The following is a 24,971-nucleotide window of genomic DNA, read 5'->3' as shown; positions in this document are numbered from 1 at the left end:
AAATCTAGATTGTGCTTAAATTTAATTTCTTCTATATTATTTTGCCTTTCTTGATTGTACCGAATGTTGGCATTCTGCGTCAAAGGAAAAGAATAAGCCGCCGGCACGATGCCAGCGGCTATTCTTGAAGCTGCTTCCTCATACTGAGGTCCGTTTATTCAAGCGTAGGCTTTTGCAACCCAGTGTCCTTTGGACACTTCAACCAATTCCGAATCCTTCACGTCCAGTTGAACCGTTCCGTCTTCGCCTTTGGCAGCTGAAATCGGCCCCTGCATATCGTCTTCCAGCTTGAGCCGCTTTTTGTTTGCCTCAATTTCCGGATCCGGAATCGGAATCGCGGACAACAAGGTTTTGGTATATGGATGGATCGGATTTGCATACAGCTCTTCACTGTCTGCCAGCTCCACCATTTTACCCAAATACATAACCGCTACCCGGTCACTGATATGCTTAACCATGGACAGGTCATGCGCAATGAAGAGATAGGTCAGGCCAAGTCGGTCCTGCAAATCTTTAAGCAGGTTAACAACCTGAGCCTGAATCGAAACGTCCAGCGCCGAGATCGGCTCGTCACAGATGATAAATTTAGGGTTCACCGCGAGAGCACGGGCAATCCCGATCCGTTGACGCTGACCGCCCGAGAATTCATGAGGGTAGCGCGTCGAGTGGTCACTATTCAAGCCGACCATATCCAGCAGCTCCTCAATCCGCTTCTTGCGTTCGGCGCGGCTGCCGGCCATACCGTGAATATCCAGAGCTTCCCCGATAATATCCGACACTGTGAATCTTGGGTTCAGCGAGGCATACGGATCCTGGAAGATCATCTGCATATCGCGGCGCATCGCCTTCATTTTGCCCGGAGACAGCTTGTAAATATCCGTTCCGTTAAAATTAACGCTGCCGGCCGTAGGCTCATAAAGGCGGAGAATCGTCCGTCCTGCAGTGGATTTACCGCAACCCGACTCTCCCACCATACCAAGCGTTTCGCCTTCACGAATAAAGAAATTCAGATCGTCAACCGCTTTAAGAACCTGGCCTTTGCCCACGTTAAAATACTTCTTCAGGCCTTTTACCTCAATCAAGTGGTTATCCTTCATGAACCTTGGGCCTCCTTCGCCATCGGATGCAGATTCCAGCAGCGCGCCGTGTGCGTGTCGCTGAATTCCGTTGCGCCTGGATCCACCCGTTCACAAATTCGCATAGCTTCGTCACAGCGAGCAGCGAACGGACAGCCTACAGGTGGTTTAATCAGATCCGGCGGTGTTCCGATAATCGGAATGAGCGGTTCGTCTTTCTTCTGATCCAGACGCGGCATGGAACGAAGCAACCCTTTGGTGTAAGGATGCTGCGGATTTTTGAAAATCTCCCATTTCGTTCCCGTTTCCACCACTTCACCTGCATACATGACGATGACACGGTCACACATGCCGGCAACAACGCCGAGGTCATGCGTGATCAGAATGATCGATGTGCCCAAACGTTCCTGCATTTCCTTCATAACGTCCATAATCTGTGCCTGAATGGTCACGTCGAGTGCCGTTGTCGGTTCGTCCGCAATCAGCAGGGTCGGCTTACATGCAAGCGCAATGGCGATCATTGCACGCTGACGCATACCGCCGGAGAACTCATGCGGATACTGATTGAAGCGCTCCTCCGCATTTTTGATGCCCACCAGCTTCAGCATTTCTATAGCGTGTTTTTTGGCTTCGGCGAAAGACATTCCCTGGTGCTTGATCAGCACCTCTGTGATTTGTTTGCCTATTCTAATGGTCGGATTCAGCGATGTCATCGGATCCTGAAAGATCATTCCAATATCCTTGCCGCGAATCGCTTCCATTTGTTTATTCGTTTTTTTGAGAAGGTCCTGTCCTTGGAAAATGACCTCACCCTTTTTTATTTCTGAGGGCGGGGACGGAATCAATCGCATAATGGTCTGGGCGGTAACACTTTTACCGCTTCCGGACTCACCGACGATGGCAACCGTCTCCCCCTTGCCGACTTCAAAATTCATGCCGCGGACTGCCTTTACTTCACCGCCGCGAACACGAAACGATACGTTGAGGTCCTTTACCTGCAAGATCGGTTCCATACCTTCCCACCTCCTATTTTTTCAATTTCGGATCAAGCGCATCACGCAATCCATCACCGAAAATGTTAAATGCTAACATCGTCAAGCTGATAAATAGAGCAGGGAACAACATCCGCCATGGATAGTACATCCATCCGGACAGGGCATCATTAATCATGGAGCCCCATGAAGCAACCGGTGCTTGAACTCCAAGACCCAGGAAGCTCAGGAATGCCTCGGCAAAGATCGCGCTTGGAACCGACAGGGTCAAGGTAACGATAATCGGACCCATCGCATTCGGAATCAAATGCCGGAACAACAGGCGCGCGGTTCCAGCTCCCATCGAACGTGAGGCGAGGACATATTCCCTGCTCTTAAGCTGCATAATCTCGCCCCGCACAATCCAGGACATGTTAATCCACCCGGTGATGGTTAAGGCGAGTATGATCGTTCCTAAACTTGGTTCGAATACAACCAGCAGCAAAATCGTAACGAGCAGATACGGAATGGAATACAAAATTTCTGCAAACTTATTCATGAACTCATCGACACGGCCACCGAAATAACCCATGATGCCGCCATATATTACACCAATCATCAAGTCAATCGCAGCAGCTGCAAGACCAACGGTCAAGGATATCCGAGCTCCCATCCAGGTACGAACAAAAACGTCGCGGCCCAGATCGTCGGTTCCAAACCAATGTTCTGATGAAGGCGGCATATTCGTATTCATCAAATCATTCGTTTCATAATCATAGTTCGAGATCATCGGGCCGATAATGGCCATGATGACAATCAGGATCATAATAACCAAGCCCGTCATAGCAAGCTTGTTCTTGCGCAATCTTTCCCAGGAATCTCTCCAGGAGGACAAACTTTCACGCTGTATTACCTCGGATTGTTTCTCATCAGGACCAATTTTCTGAAAATCTTCAGGCTTTAAGTTTAGTGCCGCAGGATGAGGCATACTTTGTTCTTTCTCCATGTCTACCTCTCCTTTCCGCCGGTCAATTTAATGCGTGGATCCACAAATACATATACGATATCTGTAACGAAACGCGCCAGCATCAGCAAGATGCCGTAGAATATGGTAATCCCCATAATGACTGTATAATCGCGGTTTGTGATACTTTCAACAAACTGTTTGCCAATGCCGCCAATGCCGAAGATCTGTTCAATAACGACCGAACCGGTAATGATGTTCGCTGTCATTGGCCCGACGTACGTTACGACTGGCAAGATGCCGTTACGGATGACGTGACGGAACATAATGGCGAACCAGTTGAGACCCTTGGCCTTCGCCGTCTTGATATAATCCGAATGCAGCACTTCCAGCATGCTGGATCGCGTTAATCGTGCGATAAACGCAATCGGTTGAGCTGACAGGGCCATAACAGGGAGCACGTAGTCGAGCGGACCTTCAAAGCCCATAACATTGAAAATGCCCGCTTTCTCTGCGAGAACGTATTGCAACAATGACGCAAGTACGAAACTCGGTACTGCGATGCCGAGAACCGAGATAATCATGGCGATGTTGTCAATCAGCTTGCGGTGATACAGAGCTGCAAGCATCCCTAGCAGGACACCCACGATAACGGATACTACGATCGCGATAAGACCCAACCGGAGTGAAGGGCCAAATGTGTCAACAATAATATCAGTGACGGACTGTCCCTGTTTCTTCATAGACAAACCAAAGTCACCTTGAACGATATTGCCCAAGTATTTCGTATATTGCTGAAATACCGGTTTATCTAAATCATACTGCTCCATCAGCCTCGCCAAAATTTCAGGCGATGGCTTTTTCTCTCCCATAAACGGATCGCCCGGTATGGCTTTCATAAGAAAAAAAGTGGCTGAGATCAGTATGAACAACGATACAAGCATATAAAAAAACTTACTCGCCACATACCTCAGCATTTCGCTAGCCTCCTGATCAGTTGTTCTAAACCAAGCCGTCTATATAATTGTATTATTCTAGAACGGAACTGGCATCCCTTAACTTTCACCAACGGACACAAGATTTGGAAACCTTGCGCTCATACAAAAAAATCGGGATATATATGAGGTTTAAATGCCCCACATATATATCCCGAACCGTAACCTTTTATAAATGGTTTTACAAAAGACTACTCAATATATGCACGTGTGAAATCGATATCACCCTTATAATCCAGATGCAGATTCTTCACCCATGGTTTAACCAGGGACACGCTGGAGTAATAGTAGATCGGCATTACAACTTGGTTTTCTTCAACGAGAATTTTCTCAGCTTTGGACATCAGCTCCATGCGTTTAGCGTTATCGCTAGTTGCATAAGCATCCTTCACAAGTTTGTCATATTCTTCGTTCTTGAAGCCAGTATCGTTGTTACCACCGTTGGATGTCCACATATCGATATAAGTCATCGGGTCGTTATAATCTGCTCCCCAACCGGAACGGGCAACTTGATAGTTCAAATCCGTACGGTTCTTCAGGAATACGCCCCACTCTTGGTTTTGTACCTTCACAGTAACACCGAGGTTATTCTTCCACATATCTGCGATAGCAAGCGCAATTTTCTTGTGGTTGTCATCGGAGTTATGGATCAGAGTAACTTCCGGCAATGTGGTATAGCCTTTTTCCTTCATACCTTGCTCGAGCAGTTTCTTAGCTTCTTCAAGATTTTCATCGAAGTAAGTATCCGGCACCTCTTTACGGTACTCGTCGGACTCACCTTTGATACCAGGAGGAACAAAACCATGTGCAGGAAGTTGTCCACCTTGCGTGATTTTCTCTACGATCGCCTGACGATCAATCGCCATGGCAAATGCTTTCCGGATGTTCACGTTGTCAAATGGTTCTTCTGTTGTGTTAAAGATATAGAAATACGTTGATGAAATCCCTTTGATCATCAGTTCATCGCCCAATTCCTTCTTGATCGCATTGAGCTGATCCGTCGGAATGTTTCCTGTTGGATGTCCTGCATAATCCAATTCATCGTTACGATAGCTTGAAAGTTCAGTTGCCGAGCTGTTCACGATACTCATTTGAACTTTTTCAAGTTTGATTCCATCCTTGTCCCAATATTGGTCGTTCTTCACAAGCTCGATCTTTTGACCTTTGGTCATTTGTGAAACTTTGAACGGACCATTACCGATCAATGTTTCCGGTTTCGTTGCCCAAGAAGCATTACCTTCAACAGAGCTGTGAATCGGGAAGTAGGTTTGGAATGACATCAAGCTGAGGAAGTATGGCGTTGGGTTTGCCAGCGTAACTTCGAGCGTATAGTCATCGGTTGCTTTTACGCCGACTTCATTGGCGTCTTTGATCTCTCCAAGATTGTAAGCTTCAGCGTTTTTGATGTAATAGAGCTGATACGCATATGGTGATGCAGGAGTAAAGTTCGGATCAAGTACGCGTTTCCATGCATACTCAAAATCTTTGGCTGTTACTGAATCGCCGTTACTCCATTTGGCATCTTTGCGAAGGGTGAAGACATATTTCAATCCATCTTCAGAAATATCCCATTTTTCGGCTACGCCAGGCTCTTCAGAGCCATCTGCACCCTTGCGAACCAAACCTTCAAATACAGCACTGATTACCGTATTCGACGTGTTATCCTGAGCCAAGCCCGGATCCAATGTAGGAGGGTCGGAAGCAAGGTTCATACGGAAGACTTGCTCTTTAGGCTTGTCCGCCGTTCCGCCGTTATTAGCGCCTTCGTTCTTGTCAGCTCCACACGCTGCCAAAACCGAGCTGAAAGCAAGAATTAGCGTCATGAGAAGCAGTAATTTCTTTTGTTTCTTCATCTTGCGGTATCCCCCTCATAGATTTTAGGTATATGCTTATCGATTATACAACCAGTGGTCAAAAAAATCCAGAAATCAATAAATTGAAAAATCTGCCTGACCCAGAGATCAAACAGATTTATCATATAATACTAGTTATTAGATTGTACTTACATCATCTTAATTATGTAGGAGAGGAGACCAAAAAATGTAAAAACTATATAACCAAAACTCATGCTGACAAAACCCAGACGCCACACGGCGCGCAGCAGCCTCTTACCGTTAACCTTGCCTTTCCAGCGGTTCTGCGCACTGCCGATCAGCCCCGCTGCAATGAGCAGCATGAGGAGAATGAGATAGAACCCGAATTTGGACTGGAATGTATTATTAAACAAGGCGGAGACGGAAAACAGCATGAAAAATGTGGTTACATCCATGGCCAGTTCCAGCGCTTGCTTTCGATTTTTATTTCTTTGCAAAACAATGAAATACACCAGTAAAAACGGAATGAACGGAAAAAGACTTAATGTGTGAAACAGCCCCTGCAAAAAACCCATGCTAAAGACCCCCTATGTATTCATCCCCTCGATGAGCTGTGTGATCAGCTCGTGTTTTGGCACAGAAATGCCATATTTTTGACCCAAACGGACAATGCTACCGTTAATCCAGGCAACCTCCGTCGTTCTGCCGTCCATTACATCCTTAAGCATGGACGACGTGTTACCTGAAGTCGACTGGCAGACGGATAGGATCCATTCCCAAAGCCCGCTTCCATAAGGAATTCCAGCCGCTTCATATACGGCGATCCCTTCATTATATAACTGCTCCATAAGCCTGACTCGTTCTGGGGAAGTTAACAGCTCTCCATTAGGAATCCGCCACAATGCTGTCAAAGGATTAATGACCGCGTTGATCAGCAGTTTACGATTAATCATCTCATCCATTTCATTCGACAAAAAAGCTTCAAATCCTGCTCTATTCAGCTGTTTAACAAGCTTAATTTCATGATCTTCCTGAGAGAAGGCATCTAATGAGCTCCCGGCAGGTTTCATTTTGCCGATTGTCGTCGTTCCGTGACCGGCGTGCAAAACGGAGACGCTGCTTGTACGCTTGGCCCCTTCCGTCGTAATGGCGGCGTAGATCGTCCACATCGGCAGCAGGTCCTGAAGCCGCTCCAAATGGCCTGTACCGTTCTGAAAACATAGGAGTCTGCGGTGATCTTGCCCAAATAGAGCCAGCATCTCCGTTGCCACCTCTTCGATCCCTTGCTGCTTCAGCATGAGGAAAAGATAATCCGCATCGGCCCCGCCACTTGACTCGGCAAAGGATGACCATGAGCTGACCGAGAAAGCATGGGCGTCAACGACCTGGTGCCGGCCCGGCTCCTCGATGGTTATGCCGGAAGCCCGAAGCTTGTCCGCCTGCTCCTCGCTTCGACACCATAGCGTGACACGGCAGCCTGTATCCGCAAGTTTTCCCGCATATAACAGCCCCAATGAGCCGGCTCCGATAATATGGATATTCATGATAATCCCCCATTATTGTAATCAACCACAAAGTACTAGTCCTAGTATATATCAGAATAATCTCCTATACGCACAAATAACCCGCCAAGCGCATGAAATGCACTAATGCGGGTTACGGCTGGAGCAAGCTAATCTTTACCTATTCAATTCGTTCTAGGTTACCATTTGCGTCCATTTTAAAGCGTGTCTTAAGTTCCTCGTCTTCTTCATTTAAGAAAGCAAGTCTGCGTGCCCGATCCATAATCTGAATCAGTGCCTTATAATCGTCATTGACCACATGATAGTCCGTTTTCACTTCGCTGACTTCCTTCAATAACCTTTGATTCTCACTGCGGAGTCTTGAAAGCTCTTCCTCTTTCTCACGCAAGTTCTTCTCAAGCAATTTATACTGACGTGAACTTTCCTGAAGCCCGCCCTTCCACTGACGAAGGAAGCGGATAACGGCATCGATGGACAGTGTTTCTTCGCTTGCACCATCATTCTTATAGACATCGTGCTCCAGTTCCGGAGCAGCCAAACCGGCAACCTGCGGTCCGCTTACCGAAGGCTGTTTTTTATAATAACTTCTCTTTTGACGCTGAGATTTCGCCAAGCTGATAGCATCCTCATATTTCTTGCGAACGCAGCTGTTCCAACGAAATCCACAAGCCGCCGATGTCCGGCCGATTCTTTCTCCCACTTCCTCAAAGGCAGCCAATTGGGTGCTGCCCTCACGAATATGACGAAGGGTCACCTCCGCCAATATTAGGTCGTCCTCTGCACTCCATGCATCCTGTCTCACTGCTGACATACCATAAAACCCTCCTAACGACATCCTAAAATAACCGTCTTCAATACCGTAAATCGGCTGCTGAATAGGGTATAAAAACTGCTTAATTCATTTCTATGCCTCTCATAGAGTTCATAGAATCTATTTGATACTAAAATGTATTTCCATTTTGATTACAGATCATACTCTTACGAAGGCAAAAGGGAAGATTCGTCCAAATTATTCACGAATTCAACGTCCTGCTTCTGGTTAATAATAAAAAATAAAGGGTTTTCTTGAGTTAGGCGTTTACACGTTTTTCCCATAACGCTATAATGTTCATAGCAGCATTATGTGCGTACATACGAGAGGAGGATATAATCGTGGCACGGATGTTTCGAGTCCTTGGCTTTTTCACCCTGACTATCGGGTTGATGGCCTTTGCCGGAGATCATATTGAAATGGCACTGCTTTTCTTCCTGCAGACTGCATTTTTCGTGATCCTGGGATATTTGAAATTCACGGAGAGAACCTATATTCTTCTCTTCTGGGCTTATATGATCGTGACCTTCACAGGCTTTAGCTATTGGACGGTCTTCATTATGGGCAAACCACTCTAATAGGTAAACCATGCAAGCGATGTTTGTGATCCGCCTGCGCTCAACCTGGACAAACTGGGGCACGCTGGTGGATTTTCCTTGCGATTAGAGAATGAGAGTACTTAAAAGAGCGATCAGGTGCTTTAGCTGCCGGATCGCTTTTTTAATGCCCAAAGGTTGATAATTGAGTCGTATACGTCATATATTGGTTAAAATGAAGGGACAAACAGCGGTTGGATTCCTTTCGACTAACAACCATTCAAGGAGGACTCCCGTTTGAATGTACGAATAAAACAACCTCTCCTCCCGGTCATGCTGTGTATAACCCTGTTGTTCTGCTTCATAGGAGCTCCCGCTTCCGTATATTCCGAGCAGGATGCAAGCCCGGTTATGCCTGATTCGGAAGAGGCGCGCAAACTTCTGGAGGACAGCCTCTCCATTGTGGAGATCGACCATGAAATCGAACGGATAACCAAACGTATCGCCGAATTGCAGCAGCTCCAGAGCGAACTGCAAATTAAAATTCAGGATATGGGCTTGCGAATCGAAGACCGGCGAGATCGGGCGGCTGCCGTCCTTCGGTCATATTACATGGGTGAGCGGGATAACCTATTCTTCATGCTGTTGTCTGCAAAAGACTTAGCCGGTTTTTTCCGGATCATGGACTTTTACGATATGATTATTCAAAATGATCGGGATACACTTGCGGAATATAACCTTCAGTACCGCTCCCTTGCCTCCGCCCAGGCTGAAGCCGCACGCAATGCTTCTCAGCTCGTCGATGTAAAGGACAGCCTTGTCAAGCAGCGTGAACGGGTGGTGGCGCTTGAACAGCAGGTTGACGGAGCACTGACAGCCAGCGGCAACCCGGATGCCATGAAGAAATTGATTGAGGAGTTCACCCTTTATTGGGAGAACGTGGGCCTGTATGAGGTAAAGCGTCACTTCCAGGCTTTAGCCAGCGCCATGGAGAATTTGCCGCAATTTGTTCAGGGAAGCAAGAATATATTGAAAACAAACGGCAAGGAGTACACCATCGATATCCATGAGGATGATCTCAACGCATTTTTAAGATCCGAAGATGAAATCTTTAACAGCTTTGCTTTCCATTTTGACGATGGAAAAGTAATTGCTTCGGGTGAGAGCGGAAATCTCTCGCTTCTGATTGAAGGAAAATACACCGTGATTAACGAACCGGAGAATGCCATCATGTTCCAAGTCGACAAACTTGTGTTCAATCGGCTGGAATTGCCTGACACCACGCGCAAAGCACTGCAGGAAGAATTCGACATGAACTTTTATCCCAAGCAGCTGGTGTCTTTCTTAAAAGCAACGCAGGTATCCAGCCAAGATCAAAGATTAGTGGTCAAAATGGAGCTGGATTTATAGAAAAAAGCTGCACTTCGCTGAACTGCACCTCCAACTGTTAGATGTGTCTAACAATGGGGGTGCAGTTCACTTGGGCAGCTTTTTCTTTTATGGTTGAGCAGGCGTGTACATTTTCATATATTCTTCTATCGTGATTTCGCCAAGCAGCAGTCGATTGGCTGCTTCGCTATACGTTTGGAAATCTTCCGACTCCCCAAAATCCAAAGCAGCCGGCTCATTCCTGGAGAGCAGCACCTGGGCTGGAACGGCCGCCTTTTGCCAAATGCCCCGATCACTTAGGTTTGTACCCGTGACATACAGCTCCGAAATAACGGGGAGCGTTCCCGCCGCTTTGCTCCATTCACGCTGCATCTCTTTGCCGGTCATATACGTAATCCATTTCATGGCAAGTGCCGATGATTCCGTGTGTGCGGCTACAGCAAAACTTCGGGTTCGGACAACCGGCGTATCCAGACGGGCCTTCCCCATTGCCAATGCATGCGACATTCCGTTGTCATCTTGATCTGATAAGCTCGAATACGGCCTGATGACCACGGCTGCTTCCGTCATAGCGGTGGTGGTCAACGCTTGGTCATTAACCTCTGCTTCCAAGGCGCCTTGCTCTGATTCTGCCCATCTTCCCTGATTGCGAATCAGCATATGAAGAACCTCTTGATCCGGCATGGAGGGATCACCTTCGAGCAAATGAACCGCCGCACCGAAAGCGTAAGGATCATTCGAATCAAATAAGAGGATAGGACTTACTTTATGCAGCTCCGAATATTCCTGCCATGCCTGACGGCTCTGTGGCATTTTAAAAGGTTCTCCGTCCTTCCCCTTGGTCTGCCAGGTCATAATATAGGGGTCTATATCAAACGGCATTCCCCATTGATACCCGTTCCACTGCAGCGGTGGCAGAAGGCCATTCAAGATGTCTTCACCCGGCAGCGTGCCCTGAGAAGCATCAACAGGCAGTAGGCATCCACTCATTGCAAGCGCTTTAATAAAGTGTGAATCCGTTAATACAATATCAGGTCCTTCACCAAGGGACATCTCGAGCAGAAACGACTCTTTGCTTGTTTCACTCGTTTCCAGGGGCAAGATTTCAACATCAGTACCGGTCTCTTCCATAAAACGCTCATTAAGAGCTTTTAGTTGTCTCAGTTCATCCGGCTTTACCTGAACACCGACCTTGATCGGACCCATATCGGTCTCCGGTACTTCCGGTCTTTGCTGCGGAGGATTAGGCTCATCCCCCGGGGGCTCCCGTCTAGTGTGATGAGTGAAGTCAAAGCTGGGAGATAAACTGGATAAAGACAACAGTAAAATGGCAAATAAGAACCAATATTTCTTCCGCTTCATATCCCATCTTCACTCCTTCAATAGTCGCATGCCCTTATTTTACCAAACTTCTAGTACTCTTGTCCTATCTTTTTTGTTAATTATTCAGTCCAGATTTTACTAGTTACGATGGGAAGGAAAAAAGACTGTCCTATGAATCTGGAACAGTCTTAAACCTACAAGATATTTTAAGGAATCATTTCTCGGGAAATATAAGGTTATAACAAGTCGGCAGCCAGCTGAGCCAGCTTGGAGCGTTCCCCTTTAGTCAGCGTAATATGCCCGCTCAGATTTTCTTGCTTGAATCGTTCAACCACATAGGTCAACCCATTACTCACAGCATCCAGGTAGGGATGATCAATCTGCTCCGGATCTCCCATGAGGATCACCTTACTTCCTTCTCCCGCCCGGGAAACAATCGTTTTGACTTCATGACGGGATAAGTTTTGGGCTTCATCCACAATGATGAACTGGCCTGGTATCGAGCGGCCCCGGATATAAGTCAGTGCTTCCACCTGGATGCTGCCGAGCCCCATCAATATTTTATCGATATCACCCGATTTCTTGGTGTCGAACAAATATTCCAGATTGTCATATATCGGCTGCATCCATGGTCTTAGTTTCTCTTCTTTTTCGCCAGGCAAATAACCGATATCCTTCCCCATCGGAACGACCGGACGCGCAATGAGCAGTTTTTTGTATTTATGCTCATCCTCCACCTTGGATAGGCCTGCTGCCAATGCCAACAAGGTTTTTCCCGTTCCGGCTTTCCCGGTAATGGTGACTAGCGGAATATCGTCGTTTAGAAGAAGCTCAATCGCCATACGCTGTTGGGCGTTGCGGGCGCTGATGCCCCATACAGGTTCGTTGCTTAAATGGAGCGGCTCCAATCTGGTTGCATCCTCATTCACATGAAGGAGAGCTGACTTTCCAGTCCCCATCTCATCCTTCAGAATAACAAATTCATGAGGATAAAGCGGATAAGACAATTGAAGAGGTTTAATCGGCAAATAACGATAGCTGTAGAATTCATCGATCACCGAAGGATGTACCTTTAAGGTAGAGAATCCAGGATACAATTCACTTGGATCGGCTGTACGGTCCGATAAATAATCCTGGGTCGTGAGTCCGAGGACATCCGCTTTAATTCGAACAAGCACATCCTTGCTGACCAGAACGACGGGTCTTCCGTCCTCCTTCGGCTCCTCCTCCAATTTATAATTTAACGCGACAGCCAAAATTCGGTTGTCGTTGGATGCTTCGCTAAATAACTCCTGTACCTTGACGAAGCTGCGATGATTCAGCTCAACCTTCAACGTCCCGCCGTTCTCCAGAAGAACTCCGTCATGAAGATGACCTTGTTCTCTTAGCCCATCGAGCAATCGGGAGACCGTGCGGGCATTTCGGCCAATTTCATCCGCGTTACGCTTCTTCGAATCAATTTCTTCAAGAACCACCGCAGGAATGATGACTTCATGCTCCTCGAATGCATAGATCGACTGAGGATCATGCAGCAATACGTTCGTATCCAGCACAAATATTTTTTTCATCTTATCCCTCCACTGCTTCTTCATCAGGTACACACATAAACCTTTCCGTCCCGGACATAATAAGCGTAGCGACTGGTGTAATTTAGCGAACTCTACTACGAAAGGACAGATCAATCCATGAGAGCTGCTCTATCCATCATGCTAGCGGTGTTGTTGCTCGCAGGCTGCGGGACCGCCAATAACAATGCATCACCCTCTCCTCGTAATCAAACCAATGGAACCACTGCTAACAATGTTCAGAATATGAATGAAAACAGAGGTTATACCACTAATAATGTAGACGGCTGGACTCCGGATAACACGAATACGGGACAGGTTGGCAACGCAAATGATAACAACGGACAAGTTGACGCTACAACCGCAAATCACCTAAAATCACTGGCAGAGAGTGTGCCCGGCGTTAAAAACGCAAACTGTGTTGTCATGGGAAATACGGCTGTTGTTGGACTTAATGTAGATGGAAATTTAGATCGGGCAGAAGTCGGAACCATTAAATACACAGTCGCGGAAGCCCTTCAATCCGATCCGGCAGGTGCCAATGCACTTGTTACGGCTGATTTAGACGTTACAAACCGGATTGCCGATCTTGGCCGGCATATTCAGGAGGGAAATCCGGTTTCAGGACTTGCCAGTGAACTCGCTGACATCGTAGGCCGCATCATTCCTCAGCTGCCTAAAGATGTAACACCTCGTGATCGTAATGCACAAGATAACGGTGCACAAACGGTAAATCCGAATAATCGGGGTAATGCACCAGCCAACCCGAACCGTAATAAATAGGCAAGAAGACAAATCCTGTCATAACCCGAGTTTGTCCGTCACCTGTCTCCAAATTTCATACAAAAAAGCCCAGTGAAGCTCACTGGGCTTTTTTTAAGGTCATAACAACGCCTTTAGCGAGCATTTCTGCTTCGCCAGAGGCGTCGTGACCCGTATCATATTCAGAGTTTTGCAGCCTGTTCGGTGTGGAATTGACACCCATGTCGAATGAACACGCCTGAGAAGACATGGAATCAGAAGGATGACATTTGAAAGGCTCCCATCCCCACATGGAATCTGCTACCACAAATCCATGGGCAGGGTAATCCGTCTGCCGAGTACAGATCAATGGGTGTGTCGTATGCATCATAAGGTAGGACATGCCTTCGGCCTCCTGTACAATGATCTCCATCTGATACATTGTATTATAGCATACAATAAAACTTGCCTTCAATTGTCACGGAGTTGTTGCAGAATCCGCTTCTGTCCCCTGCTCGCCAGCGTTATGCTTGCCGGCAAGCTCGTCTTGCAGCGCTTGTCTGGCTGCATCCAGCTCGCTGCTGCTTATATATACATAAGGGCTCTTCCAATTGCCTGTAACCGGCATGAATTTCACATCATCTTTTCCGATATCATAATAAGTCGCAATCAAATTCCGGATCTGCTCCTGCTCGAAATCGGTGGTCATGTTATCGCTGACCGCATCCAGAGCATTGCCCACCTTCGCAACGCCTCCGAGCGATTTCATCTTATCGAGCAGGGAATGCAATACTTCGCTTTGGCGGGCATTACGCTCAAAATCGCTCGACTCCTTCGTTCTTGGCGAACATCTGTCACTGGATTTACGGTAACGAACATAATCCAGCGCCTCCTTGCCATCCAGCTTCTGAGGACCCACCGTAAGGTTAATGTCGGTCCCGTCTGCAGTATCGCGGTAACACATATTGTATTGAACGTTGACATCTACGCCGCCAAAGGTATCCACCACATCACGGAATCCCTGGAAATCGATAACCGTTACATAGTCGATATTAACGCCAAGATACTTGCTCATCATGACTTTCATTTCTTCTTCAGCCGGAATGCCGCTGCCGGGTTCCTTTTTCTCCGCAGCATTGTATGCCGCTTTAAACCTTGGGTAATAAGCGTTCAGCTTCGTCGCTTTATATCCATCGAGTTCAATGAGCGTATCCCGCGGCAGAGAAACCAGCGTCGACGTATTGGTTTCCGGATGCATGGTAGCGACCATGACCACATCCGTCAAGTAAGTCCCTGTTTCCGGGCGATGATCCGTTCCCAGGAGAAGCACCGTTATCGGTTTTTCCTTAGCGGATTGCCCTGGAGCTACTGGTTTGTCGATCCCGCTTTTTTCAATAATCTCATTGCCCTTGATGTACAAATATCCGGCATAACCTGCTGCAGCCAGAACTGCAATTAACAAGACGATAAGAATGAGTTTAAAAAATGATTTCCATGCGCTTTTTTTCTTTTTTGGAACTGGCTGTTTCTTGCCCTTCCCCCCACTTTTGGCTCTCGGAGGGAGATTGGTATGAGTAGGATTCATATCATAACACCTGATTTCATTCAAATTAGATGAATGTCCGATAAACGCTTCAACTTACGAAGCATTTACCGGACCTTGGTTAACTTCTCTCTCTTATAAACGAAGGGGATTGACAAAAAGTTGCCGGATTCAAAATACAGGCACTTTTTATAAAAATCTACATCAACTTATGATTTTGGTTCGGTCTGAGCCTTCTTCTTCTGACGATCTTCAACAAAATATCGAATACGCACCATCAGCATCAATGCCACTGCTACTAACAAGCACTGGATAATCGGCAGCTTATCAATCTGAAACACAAGCAGTATCGCCGAACCCAAAGCCATCAAGATATACAGGAGAATCTCCTTCAACAGAGGGAGCTTCTGCTTCACCCGGAATACCTTGTTGTAAACGTAGGTGATCAGCACAAAAATCACGATATAAGAGATGAGTGGGTGCGAGGCAAACCATTCTTGCATGATAGGTTCACTCCTTTTGGACAAGTCAATCTCTATCTATTATAGATTTGCTTGCGCCATTTTACGATGTTTTTCTGCACGTTCGCGCTCACTCTTGTTCAAAATCTTCTTGCGAAGACGAACGGACTTCGGCGTAATCTCGCAATACTCGTCGTCGTTCAAGTATTCAAGGGCCTGCTCCAGTGAGAAAATAACCGGTGTTTTCAATTTAACCGTGTCATCCTTCGTTGCCGAACGAACGTTGGTCAATTGCTTCTCTTTACAAATATTAACGACGATATCGTTATCGCGGGTATGCTCCCCGACGATCATACCTTCATAAATCTCAGTCCCCGGTTCCAGGAACAGGGTACCGCGATCTTCCACCGACATCATGCCGTAGAACGTTGAAGATCCGTTCTCCGTTGAAACCAGCACACCTTGGTGACGTCCACCCACTTGACCGCCGATAAGCGGACCGTAGCTGTCGAATGCGTGGTTCATGATGCCATAACCGCGTGTGAGGGTCAGGAAATGGGTGCGGTAACCGATAAGTCCGCGAGCAGGAATCAAGAATTCCAGACGCACTTGGCCATTTCCGTTATTCACCATGTTCACCATTTCAGCCTTGCGTGTTCCAAGGCTTTCCATAACGGAACCCATGCTTTCTTCTGGTACATCGATCATCAAACGTTCGATCGGCTCCATTTTGACGCCATCAATTTCTCTTACGATAACTTCAGGCTTGGAAACTTGAAGCTCATAACCTTCACGGCGCATATTCTCAATCAAAATACTGAGGTGAAGCTCACCGCGTCCCGATACGATATAAGCATCAGGGCTGTCCGTCTCATCCACTCGCAAACTTACGTCCGTTTCCAGTTCTTTAAAGAGGCGGTCACGCAGCTTACGGGATGTTACCCATTTGCCTTCGCGTCCGGCAAAAGGACTGTTGTTAACAAGGAACGTCATTTGCAGGGTTGGTTCATCAATTTTAAGGACAGGCAATGCCTCCGGATGCTGTGGATCTGCAATGGTCTCTCCGATGTTAATGTCTTTGATCCCTGCAATCGCCACGATGTCGCCTGCGCCTGCTTCGGCAACCTCGATCCGCTTCAATCCCTGGAAGCCGAACAGCTTCTCGATACGAGCATTCTTGGTCGAGCCGTCACGAAGCATAACGGTAACCGGTTGGCCTTGCTTAATAACACCGCGGTTCACGCGTCCGACGGCGATACGTCCAAGATATTCATTGTAATCCATCAAGGTAACGAGGAACTGGAGAGGCTCGTCCACTTTCTCTGTAGGGGAAGGGATATGATCAATAATGGTCTCGTAAAGAGCAAGCATGTTATCATCTTGCTTCTCAGGATCCATACTGGAAGTACCGTTTAAGGCAGATGCATATACAACGGGGAAGTCCAATTGGTCGTCATTCGCACCAAGCTCAATGAACAGATCCAGCACTTCATCGATCACTTCAGCTGGGCGGGCGGCTGGACGGTCAATCTTGTTCACAACGACGATTGGAGTCAAGTTATGTGCAAGAGCTTTACCTAACACAAACTTGGTCTGAGGCATACATCCTTCATAAGCGTCAACAACGAGCAGAACGCCGTCAACCATTTTCATAATACGCTCAACTTCACCACCGAAATCGGCGTGTCCAGGTGTATCCACGATGTTAATCAAGAAATCTTTATACGTAATAGCCGTATTCTTGGCTAGGATGGTAATTCCGCGTTCGCGCTCCAAATCATTGGAATCCATCGCGCGTTCCTGCAGCGTCTCATGCTCCCGGAAAATACCGGACTGCTGCAGCAGTTGGTCTACAAGTGTTGTTTTGCCATGGTCAACGTGAGCAATAATGGCAATGTTGCGAATCTGATCTCTTGATTGCATAAATATATCTCAAATCCCTTCTGTTCGAATGAGCCACAAAGAAAGCGCCGGACGACATGCCGACGCTTCAACATACATCCTATAATATAGGTAAACGAGCGGGAAAATCAAGTCTTTTCAGAAAACTTCCAGCAACTTTTACCTCTTACCAATTACCAGCCTCTGCTCCATTTATTATTGCGCCCGGAACGATTGCGCCCGAAGATCATCCAAACGCCCGCTGCAATCAGGATCAGGGCAATAATGTAGAACGCTCCAGTCTCAAGCCAGGTGAAGAAGAAAATCAAAACAGAAAGCACTGTCAGTCCAAGCGCAACCGGCAGCGCAGCGCCTGGTCGCGGGCTCTCGTACAGATAATATTCATACAAGCCGACAGCCACGCCGAGAATTAACACAGGCCATAATGAAGCCATCAGTCCCCATCCCCCAATAATACATATGAAGAACAGAAGGCCATATACCGTCAGAATACCGCCCGGAATCAGAACCGCGGCAGTGGCACGGCGACCAAAAAACATGATATGCAAAAAAATACCCGGCAGCAGCAGGACGAGCGGCCATAACGTTCTTCCCAAAAATCCAAATACACCAAGCTTGCCGAGCAAAATAACGACTCCAGCAACAACGATGAAAATACCCAGCGCCAAATCTTTTCTGGAGGACATTTGATCACCCTCTCTTCAATATATGTATCACCAAAAATAGCGGTTTCTAAAAAAAGCTGTTACGTTAATTTTAGCCCAAACCGACAAAAAAAACCATATCCCGAGCTTGTTCCACTTGAAATATCCTTTCCCCGTCCCATATACCTGTATTGACCCAACAAAAAATGGACGACTGCAAAGAGCAGTCATCCATTTTTCCTATGCTTTCCTCATATGCCGCCAAAGGGTTGTTAAAATAAACTCCCGTTATAAGGGCCGTCTCACCGTCTGTAATCCGCCAATGAGAACGACGGCACCTGCAATGACAATCGGCAGCAGATTGTGGGCATAAGGCATCCAGTAAGCCAGTAGCAGCCCTACGCGGGAATCCTGTATGAGCATTTCGCCTGCTGTAAAAGCTAGAATACCGGCACCTATGTAAAGCAGCACGGGAAACTTGTGAAGCAGGCTTGCGATCATCCCGCTTCCCCATACAACGATGGGAATGCTTAATAATATTCCGATGACAATCAAGGAGAGATCGCCTTTTGCAAGCCCCGCAATGGCCAAGACATTATCCAGGCTCATCACGAAATCGGCAATCAATATCGTATTGACTGCAGCCCATATCGTTGAAGCTTTGGCCAAGTTTGCATGGTCATGCTCCTTCTGCATCATGAGTTTGACTGCGATCCAGATCAACAATAAGGCGCCGCCAGCCTGTAAAAATGGAATTTTCAGCAGCAAAACCGCCAAAAAAGTCAGAATACACCGTAAGAGAACAGCCCCTGCGGTCCCGATCCAGACCGCCCGTCTGCGGTGTATTTCGGGAAGGTCTTTGCTGGCCATCGCGATGACCAGCGCATTGTCGCCACTGAGTACAAGATTGATCATCAATATCTGTCCCAACAAAAAAATCGTCTCCACTAAAACAACACCCCCCACTTTACACATATGTGGAAATTGTCCAGGCTATGCTTGCACATCGGGAAAAATAGGCCTATAATAAATCCACTTTTGTTTAATGGTGGGACCGTATTCTAAGAGGAGTGACATTCATGGAAACCACAGCCGCTGAATTTTTTCTTGCATTAATCAACATTGTATTTTTGGATCTGATCTTGGCCGGGGACAATGCCATTGTGATCGGTCTTGCAGCACGCAATCTTCCGAAGGAAACCCAGAAAAAAGCAATTATCTACGGCACGGCCGGAGCTGTTATTCTTCGTATCATTGCCACCATCCTCGTTGTCTGGCTGCTTAACATTCCTTGGTTACTGCTTGTGGGAGGCGTGCTCCTGATTGGCATTGCCTACAAGCTGATGACCGACGACAATAATGACCATGGCAATATCAAAGCCGGGAAAAGCCTTGGCGCTGCTATTCGTACGATCATTGTAGCTGATGCCGCTATGGGCCTGGACAATGTCATTGCCGTTGCCGGCGCTGCGAAACACAATATGATCCTTGTAACGCTGGGCCTGCTCATCAGCGTACCTATCGTGGTATGGGGCAGCACGCTGTTTATCAAACTGATCAACCGTTTCCCATGGATTATCTATGTAGGTTCTGCGGTACTTGCGTACACGGCGTCCTCCATGATTACCGAAGAGAAGCATTTTATGGGATATTTCGAAGCGCACCAGATTATTAAATATCTCTTCATTGCTGCCATCATTGTCGGTGTGCTGACTGCAGGACATCTGAAAAAAAGATCTGCCGCACGCCGTCAGTCATCCAGCCAGTCATAATTAAAAGTCCATACGCATACAAAAAAACAACACCCCAAGGCTTTCTAAGAAGCTTTGGGGTGTTGTTTATGTTTAAACCTGTGCACACTCGTCCGGTTTACTCAACCCTTGTTACCTTCGCTTGATACTCGATTAAAACCAGTCTTCGTTTACGACGGGCTCCGCATGCTTTTCTTCAAGCTCACCGATGTTACTGTCCGGGGTAATAACCACCGTCTCCGTACCTTCAATGGCTGCTTGAATCCGTGCAGGCAGCTCGGGAATGGAAGCCTCCACCTTCTCGATGATCTTCAAATTCGGATTGGTGGTGGGCGATTTAGGCACAAACAGCGTACAGCAATCCTCATACGGCAATATCGATGTCTCGAATGTACCAATGTCCATTGCAGTGTTGATGATATCGTTCTTATCCATCATAACGAGCGGCCGCAGCAGCGGCAGCTCGGTGGCTCTGCCGATCACATTCATGCTGGGCAGCGTCTGACTGGCAACTTGTCCGAGACTGTCACCCGTCACGATCGCCAATGCCCCTTCCCGCTCAGCAAGCGAGGAAGCAATCCGCAGCATCGCTCTGCGCATAAACGTAATGATCAGATTATCCTGGCCGATGCCGACAAACGAAGTCTGTACATCCGTGAACGGAACGAGGTGCAGCTTGATTTTCCCGGTGTAGCCCGATAACAGCCTTGTTAACTCCATTACCTTTTCCTTCGCAAGTTGGCTGGTGTAGGGAAAACTGTAGAAGTGTACGCACTCAATTTCAAGTCCTCTGCGCATGGCTGACCAGCCCGCTACAGGACTGTCGATCCCCCCCGATAGAAGCAGCATGGCCTTCCCATTCGTACCAATCGGATATCCGCCGGCGCCGGGAATCACTTCATAGTACAGATACGTCTCGTTCTCCCGAATTTCCACACGAAGCTCCATATCGGGCTGCTTTACCTTTACTTTAAGCTGTGGATAGGTTCGCAGCAAGGGCGATCCGACTAAATGATTCATCTCTTGCGAGGAATGAGGAAATTGTTTCCACACCCTTCTCGCATTGACTTTGAAGGTCGACGGGTCAGCCAGTGCCTTCTGTCCCACAAAGTCAATCGCGGTTTCGATAATACGGTCAAGCTCGGAAGGACATACACGAACTGGACTGATGGATACAAGGCCAAATACTTTTTTAAGGACATGGATCAAGGCCTCGGGAGATTCTCCGTTAAGCTCGACGTACAAACGGCCGTATTCCTTAACGATTTTCGCTCCAGGAAACGGTTTGAGCACGCTTCGAATATGATTCAAGACCGATCTCTCGAATCGGTTGCGGTTTTTGCCTTTTAGAGTAAATTCGCCAAAGCGAAGCAGCAGTTTATCGTAGGTCATCTCCGGTTACCCTCTCTTTCTATAACGGGACGCAGGTTCCCGCAAACTTTTGCCAAGACTTCGACAAGCCGCGCTGCATCGCCGAGCTGATGCTCTTTGCCGAGACTGATGCGAATTCCGGAGGAAGCAACGTCCATGTCCTTCCCCATCGCTAACAGGACCCGGCTGGGCTCGCTTAATTTAGAGGAGCAAGCGGATTTGGTTGAGACGAGCATGCCCATCTCTTCCAGAGCATGGACCATCACCTCGGGTTTTAGTCCCGGATACGAAAAATGAATGATATGAGGCGCATTTTGTTCGTTGCTGTTTAACACCAATCCCGGGATTTTGCGGATGCCCTGAACCAGAAGTTCTCTTATTTCCGTCATCCTTGCATAAAACTCGGGCTGGCGTTCTCTGGATAATCGCATGGCCTTCGACATCGCTACCGCTCCGGCAACATTCTCCGTTCCTGCCCGGTGTCCATTCTCCTGCGATCCGCCCGATACCAGCGGGAACAATTGCACGCCTTGCCTAATATATAGCACGCCCATTCCTCTCGGACCGTTGAATTTATGGGCAGACAGGCTGTATAAGTCGGCCTGCCACTGGGAGAGTGTCACCGGCAATTTGCCAAATCCCTGTACCCCATCGATATGCAGCAGCGTTCGTGAATTTCGCTCCTTAACGATACGACCCACTTCAGTCAGCGGCTGGACGGCCCCGGTCTCATTATTGACATGCATGATGCTGACGAGCACGGTATCTTTGCGCACAGCTTCCGTCAAGGCAGCCAGATCCACCACGCCGGCGGCATCTACCGGTAGATAAGTCACTTCCCATCCAAGCGTTTCCAGCTGCTTGCAGCTTTCATATACGGAAGGATGCTCTGTTCCCGTCGTGATGATGTGCCGGCCACGGCTGCTGTACTGCATTGCAGCCCCTTTAATCGCCATGTTATTGCCTTCAGTTGCCCCGGAAGTGAATACGATCTCCGTCGGCTGAACGTCCAGCGCGGCTGCACATACCTCTCTTGCCTTTTTCAACAGTTTAGCGGCAGCCTCGCCTGAACGATGAAGTGCTGACGGATTCGCATAATGCATTTTCATGACTTCTGCCAACGTGTCCACTACTTCATCATAGGGAGGGGTCGTAGCAGCGTGATCCCAATATATCAAGGTAATTTCCCCTTTCCATCATACGCATCGCACGTTGTAAAACTTATTATTCCAGACCTTTATATTTACACAAAAAGACCAAACGGTAAAGCCGCACTCCATCTTTAGATCGGAAAGCGGCATGTATCGTTTGATCTTCTATCATCTTCCTATTTATCCCCGTGCGGGTTTATAACATGTATTTTGATTGTGCATTCATGACTTTACCGATGTATGCTTGGGTTTCCTCGGGTAATTCATGAGCAACGGACATCAGCTCTTCATCACTGGATACACCCAAATTCGCGATACGGGTTGGACCTGCATTATACGCTGCAAGTACCATAGCCATTTCTCCGCCAAACCGCTGAATCAGATTGGACAGATATTTAGTACCACCTTCGATATTCTGAGCCGGATCAAAAGGGTTGCTTACCCCAAGTCCCCTTGCTGTGCCATCCATCAGCTGCATCAGCCCCTTGGCGCCTGCAGAGGACACCGCGTTTGGATTAAAGGAAGATTCCGAATCGATGACCGCTTTGATCAGCGATACCGGCACGCCATAGCGTTCCCCGGCCGCCGTAATTAAATCCTCAAAGGTCGTTGGCTTTGTTGCTCCTGTGTCATGGACGACCCCCTCCATTGGTAAAGACGAAGCAGATTCATCTACAGCTCCTAGCTGCTGCCATAACAGCCCATCCTTAAAGGTTACGCCAGGCGCAAGCTGTGTAATCGAACGTTCGACCGGCTTGGAGGTGGAATCTTCGGTAAGCAGGCTGCTTAGCACATTGACAAATCCGGTTGCCGACTCGGTGGAATTCGTATTCATCTGTGGTATATCCGTCATTTGCTTCCATGATATCGGATCTATTTGCATCGTTTAACTCACTTTCTGCAGCGAAATTTCAAACTTGTCCTTTATTTTATCATGGAACTGGAACAATCTGCTATACCTATTCGGCAAAAAAATAAGCGAATCAACCGTTCTGGTTGATTCGCCCTATGTTCACCATAATCAAATGAATTATCTACTGAAAGGAATCAAGATAAAATAACTGAGCGTTGCCAATATGCCGAGTCCGATCGACCAGGCGCCTGTCGTTTTGCTGCCTTTGCTGTAGGCGTAATATCCAACAACCGCAGCGATGGGTCCCAGGATTACCGACCACATGAACAAGGAGGCGATGCCTAATACCAAGCCCACATATCCGACGGTACGACCGGTAGAGACGTCTGCCTTATCCTCGTCCACTCTTCGTGCCGAAGCATCCACAGGGGGAGCCACCTCGGCTGCATATTCTTCACGGTGATCTTTGCGCGGGAAGTCTATCCGGTTTCGCTTGCCTTCTACAACCTTCATTTTATGCTTGCGATGTTTTTTATCCATAAACTAGCTTCCTCCATTTCCATCATCCTAAAGTGCCCGGCACCCGGACTTTATCCGGCTTATTTCCCGTCAGCCCTTCGGCTTAAAGGTCAAACAGCAGGTCTCGGAAGACTTGTCAGCAACATCCTGATGGTCGTCTACATAGGGCTCTGCTCCATACTCTTCATTGAGTTTTACATTCGCATGACGGTCAATTTCAATCATGATCATCTCGGCATGACATAGGTTTTGTTCTCCCCAGTAATGGCAATTGCTGACACTACACTTCACTAATGGTTTGGCTTCGTTGGCCATTTTGGCATCACCTCGTCAACATTTTTTCCTTAGTTTACTGCCGGTATGCACAAGAACGATTGTCAGTTGGTGCCTAAGCAGCGAAACGCAAAAAGAGATGCCAATGGTTGGCATCTCTTGAATGTTCCTTATTATGCTATGCGTGTCTTTTCTCTGATTGCATACGGCGTTCCGTCAAATAGTCGCTTTCGTAGTAAGCAAGATCATCGCGGAGCTCCTCATAAATCTTGGTAATGTTCATAATGACATCACGGGCAGGACGAACCGGCTTCTTCCGGAAACGAATCGCATCCTGTCCGGTATAGGCGTAACGACCATCTTCGGAATAACTTTCATTTTTGGGATAGAAGAAGCTGTTGACACAGCGGTGATACAAATTATACAAAGCCTTCTCGGCAAAATCGATATCAAAATTAGGGCGACGCTGTACAACACCAAGCTTCTCATAGGAAACTTCAGAAAACACAAGCAAATGGCGAACATCCGACAGAAATCCTTTGTAAAAATGAACGGTTTCCTCGTCTTGTTCCGTTACCAATTGAGATAAAGCATGTTCATTCAAAAACGTTTCCATAATCGAAATAGCAGATTTCAACTTTTCTCTGGACTCCGAGCATAAATTCTGAAGATTGTCTGCTGGCATTACGATAGATCCCCCTTAAATGGTCGTGACCCTACAGGTCATATAGCCTGGCGGTCGTTATAATATGTACTATCCTAACACAAATTTTGGGATAACGAAATCCCTATCAT

26 protein-coding genes are annotated in these 24,971 nt (G+C 47.4%); 4 read left to right on the top strand and 22 right to left on the bottom strand.

Annotated features, from left to right (window positions below; genetic code table 11):
- Window positions 1–158: 158 nt before the first annotated feature.
- From MKY82_RS09705 to MKY82_RS09670, 8 genes are all read right to left on the bottom strand, one after another.
- On the bottom strand, window positions 159–1,097 hold the full coding sequence (locus MKY82_RS09705) for an ATP-binding cassette domain-containing protein (RefSeq protein WP_071222975.1): 939 nt from the start codon (window positions 1,095–1,097) through the stop codon (window positions 159–161).
- Window positions 1,094–2,089, bottom strand: coding sequence for an ABC transporter ATP-binding protein (locus tag MKY82_RS09700; RefSeq protein ID WP_194541660.1), 996 nt, complete (start codon window positions 2,087–2,089; stop codon window positions 1,094–1,096). The genes MKY82_RS09705 and MKY82_RS09700 overlap by 4 nt, the downstream gene beginning before the upstream one ends.
- A gap of 13 nt (window positions 2,090–2,102) precedes the next feature.
- Window positions 2,103–3,053 (bottom strand): ABC transporter permease, encoded by a 951-nt coding sequence (locus MKY82_RS09695; RefSeq protein WP_071222973.1) that lies wholly within the window; start codon window positions 3,051–3,053, stop codon window positions 2,103–2,105.
- Window positions 3,054–3,055: 2 nt separating this feature from the next.
- Window positions 3,056–3,988, bottom strand: a complete 933-nt coding sequence (locus MKY82_RS09690) for an ABC transporter permease (RefSeq protein WP_071222972.1) — start codon at window positions 3,986–3,988, stop codon at window positions 3,056–3,058.
- Window positions 3,989–4,197: 209 nt separating this feature from the next.
- Entirely contained in the window at window positions 4,198–5,859 is a 1,662-nt protein-coding gene (locus tag MKY82_RS09685; RefSeq protein WP_194541659.1) for a peptide ABC transporter substrate-binding protein, read from the bottom strand.
- Between the two features lie 149 nt (window positions 5,860–6,008).
- Window positions 6,009–6,395, bottom strand: a complete 387-nt coding sequence (locus MKY82_RS09680; RefSeq protein ID WP_194541658.1) for a DUF3397 domain-containing protein — start codon at window positions 6,393–6,395, stop codon at window positions 6,009–6,011.
- Window positions 6,396–6,407: 12 nt separating this feature from the next.
- Window positions 6,408–7,364: a 2-dehydropantoate 2-reductase gene (locus tag MKY82_RS09675; protein WP_339296014.1), complete on the bottom strand. Its 957-nt coding sequence runs from the start codon at window positions 7,362–7,364 to the stop codon at window positions 6,408–6,410.
- Between the two features lie 139 nt (window positions 7,365–7,503).
- Entirely contained in the window at window positions 7,504–8,154 is a 651-nt protein-coding gene (locus tag MKY82_RS09670; protein WP_071222968.1) for an RsfA family transcriptional regulator, read from the bottom strand.
- A gap of 341 nt (window positions 8,155–8,495) precedes the next feature.
- Here MKY82_RS09670 and MKY82_RS09665 point away from each other — a divergent pair, with 341 nt between their 5' ends.
- Window positions 8,496–8,732: a DUF2626 domain-containing protein gene (locus tag MKY82_RS09665; RefSeq protein WP_006209059.1), complete on the top strand. Its 237-nt coding sequence runs from the start codon at window positions 8,496–8,498 to the stop codon at window positions 8,730–8,732.
- 255 nt (window positions 8,733–8,987) lie between these two features.
- Window positions 8,988–10,100 (top strand): hypothetical protein, encoded by a 1,113-nt coding sequence (locus tag MKY82_RS09660; RefSeq protein ID WP_339296013.1) that lies wholly within the window; start codon window positions 8,988–8,990, stop codon window positions 10,098–10,100.
- Between the two features lie 87 nt (window positions 10,101–10,187).
- On the opposite strand, the gene MKY82_RS09655 is transcribed toward MKY82_RS09660, so the two are convergent.
- Entirely contained in the window at window positions 10,188–11,441 is a 1,254-nt protein-coding gene (locus MKY82_RS09655) for an extracellular solute-binding protein (RefSeq protein ID WP_339296012.1), read from the bottom strand.
- A gap of 197 nt (window positions 11,442–11,638) precedes the next feature.
- The gene (locus MKY82_RS09650; RefSeq protein WP_194541654.1) at window positions 11,639–12,970 is read right to left on the bottom strand and encodes a PhoH family protein; all 1,332 of its coding nucleotides are present in this window, start codon (window positions 12,968–12,970) and stop codon (window positions 11,639–11,641) included.
- 117 nt (window positions 12,971–13,087) lie between these two features.
- On the opposite strand from MKY82_RS09650, the gene MKY82_RS09645 reads away from it, so the two are divergent.
- Entirely contained in the window at window positions 13,088–13,750 is a 663-nt protein-coding gene (locus MKY82_RS09645; protein ID WP_194541653.1) for a YhcN/YlaJ family sporulation lipoprotein, read from the top strand.
- 79 nt (window positions 13,751–13,829) lie between these two features.
- Here MKY82_RS09645 and MKY82_RS09640 read toward each other — a convergent pair whose 3' ends face one another.
- The 6 genes from MKY82_RS09640 to MKY82_RS09615 form a co-directional block, all read right to left on the bottom strand.
- Complete coding sequence (locus tag MKY82_RS09640) at window positions 13,830–14,111, bottom strand: hypothetical protein (RefSeq protein WP_194541652.1); 282 nt, start codon at window positions 14,109–14,111, stop codon at window positions 13,830–13,832.
- A 75-nt stretch (window positions 14,112–14,186) separates the two neighbouring features.
- Window positions 14,187–15,293, bottom strand: a complete 1,107-nt coding sequence (locus tag MKY82_RS09635; RefSeq protein ID WP_339296011.1) for an LCP family protein — start codon at window positions 15,291–15,293, stop codon at window positions 14,187–14,189.
- A gap of 167 nt (window positions 15,294–15,460) precedes the next feature.
- A complete protein-coding gene (locus MKY82_RS09630) occupies window positions 15,461–15,754 on the bottom strand; it encodes a YlaH-like family protein (protein WP_076320612.1) in 294 nt (97 codons plus the stop codon).
- A gap of 39 nt (window positions 15,755–15,793) precedes the next feature.
- On the bottom strand, window positions 15,794–17,635 hold the full coding sequence (gene typA, locus MKY82_RS09625; RefSeq protein ID WP_071222960.1) for a translational GTPase TypA: 1,842 nt from the start codon (window positions 17,633–17,635) through the stop codon (window positions 15,794–15,796).
- A gap of 152 nt (window positions 17,636–17,787) precedes the next feature.
- Window positions 17,788–18,300 (bottom strand): hypothetical protein, encoded by a 513-nt coding sequence (locus tag MKY82_RS09620; protein ID WP_071222959.1) that lies wholly within the window; start codon window positions 18,298–18,300, stop codon window positions 17,788–17,790.
- 246 nt (window positions 18,301–18,546) lie between these two features.
- Window positions 18,547–19,206 (bottom strand): TerC family protein, encoded by a 660-nt coding sequence (locus tag MKY82_RS09615; protein ID WP_220686046.1) that lies wholly within the window; start codon window positions 19,204–19,206, stop codon window positions 18,547–18,549.
- A gap of 131 nt (window positions 19,207–19,337) precedes the next feature.
- Here MKY82_RS09615 and MKY82_RS09610 point away from each other — a divergent pair, with 131 nt between their 5' ends.
- Entirely contained in the window at window positions 19,338–20,030 is a 693-nt protein-coding gene (locus tag MKY82_RS09610) for a TerC family protein (protein WP_220686047.1), read from the top strand.
- A 132-nt stretch (window positions 20,031–20,162) separates the two neighbouring features.
- On the opposite strand, the gene thiI is transcribed toward MKY82_RS09610, so the two are convergent.
- From thiI to MKY82_RS09580, 6 genes are all read right to left on the bottom strand, one after another.
- Entirely contained in the window at window positions 20,163–21,401 is a 1,239-nt protein-coding gene (thiI, locus tag MKY82_RS09605; protein ID WP_339296010.1) for a tRNA uracil 4-sulfurtransferase ThiI, read from the bottom strand.
- Complete coding sequence (locus MKY82_RS09600; RefSeq protein WP_339222773.1) at window positions 21,398–22,558, bottom strand: cysteine desulfurase family protein; 1,161 nt, start codon at window positions 22,556–22,558, stop codon at window positions 21,398–21,400. The genes thiI and MKY82_RS09600 overlap by 4 nt, the downstream gene beginning before the upstream one ends.
- 169 nt (window positions 22,559–22,727) lie before the next feature.
- The gene (locus tag MKY82_RS09595; RefSeq protein ID WP_339296009.1) at window positions 22,728–23,414 is read right to left on the bottom strand and encodes a lytic transglycosylase domain-containing protein; all 687 of its coding nucleotides are present in this window, start codon (window positions 23,412–23,414) and stop codon (window positions 22,728–22,730) included.
- 147 nt (window positions 23,415–23,561) lie between these two features.
- A complete protein-coding gene (locus tag MKY82_RS09590) occupies window positions 23,562–23,924 on the bottom strand; it encodes a hypothetical protein (protein WP_194541648.1) in 363 nt (120 codons plus the stop codon).
- Window positions 23,925–23,993: 69 nt separating this feature from the next.
- Window positions 23,994–24,218, bottom strand: a complete 225-nt coding sequence (locus MKY82_RS09585) for a DUF1540 domain-containing protein (protein WP_006209042.1) — start codon at window positions 24,216–24,218, stop codon at window positions 23,994–23,996.
- Window positions 24,219–24,354: 136 nt separating this feature from the next.
- Entirely contained in the window at window positions 24,355–24,861 is a 507-nt protein-coding gene (locus MKY82_RS09580; RefSeq protein WP_071222952.1) for a YpuI family protein, read from the bottom strand.
- Between the last annotated feature and the right edge of the window lie 110 nt (window positions 24,862–24,971).

Source organism: Paenibacillus sp. FSL W7-1279, from assembly GCF_037969845.1.
Lineage (GTDB): Bacteria > Bacillota > Bacilli > Paenibacillales > Paenibacillaceae > Paenibacillus_AQ.
The sequence above is the reverse complement of the archived record's forward strand: the minus strand, read 5'-3'. Positions and strand labels throughout refer to the sequence as shown.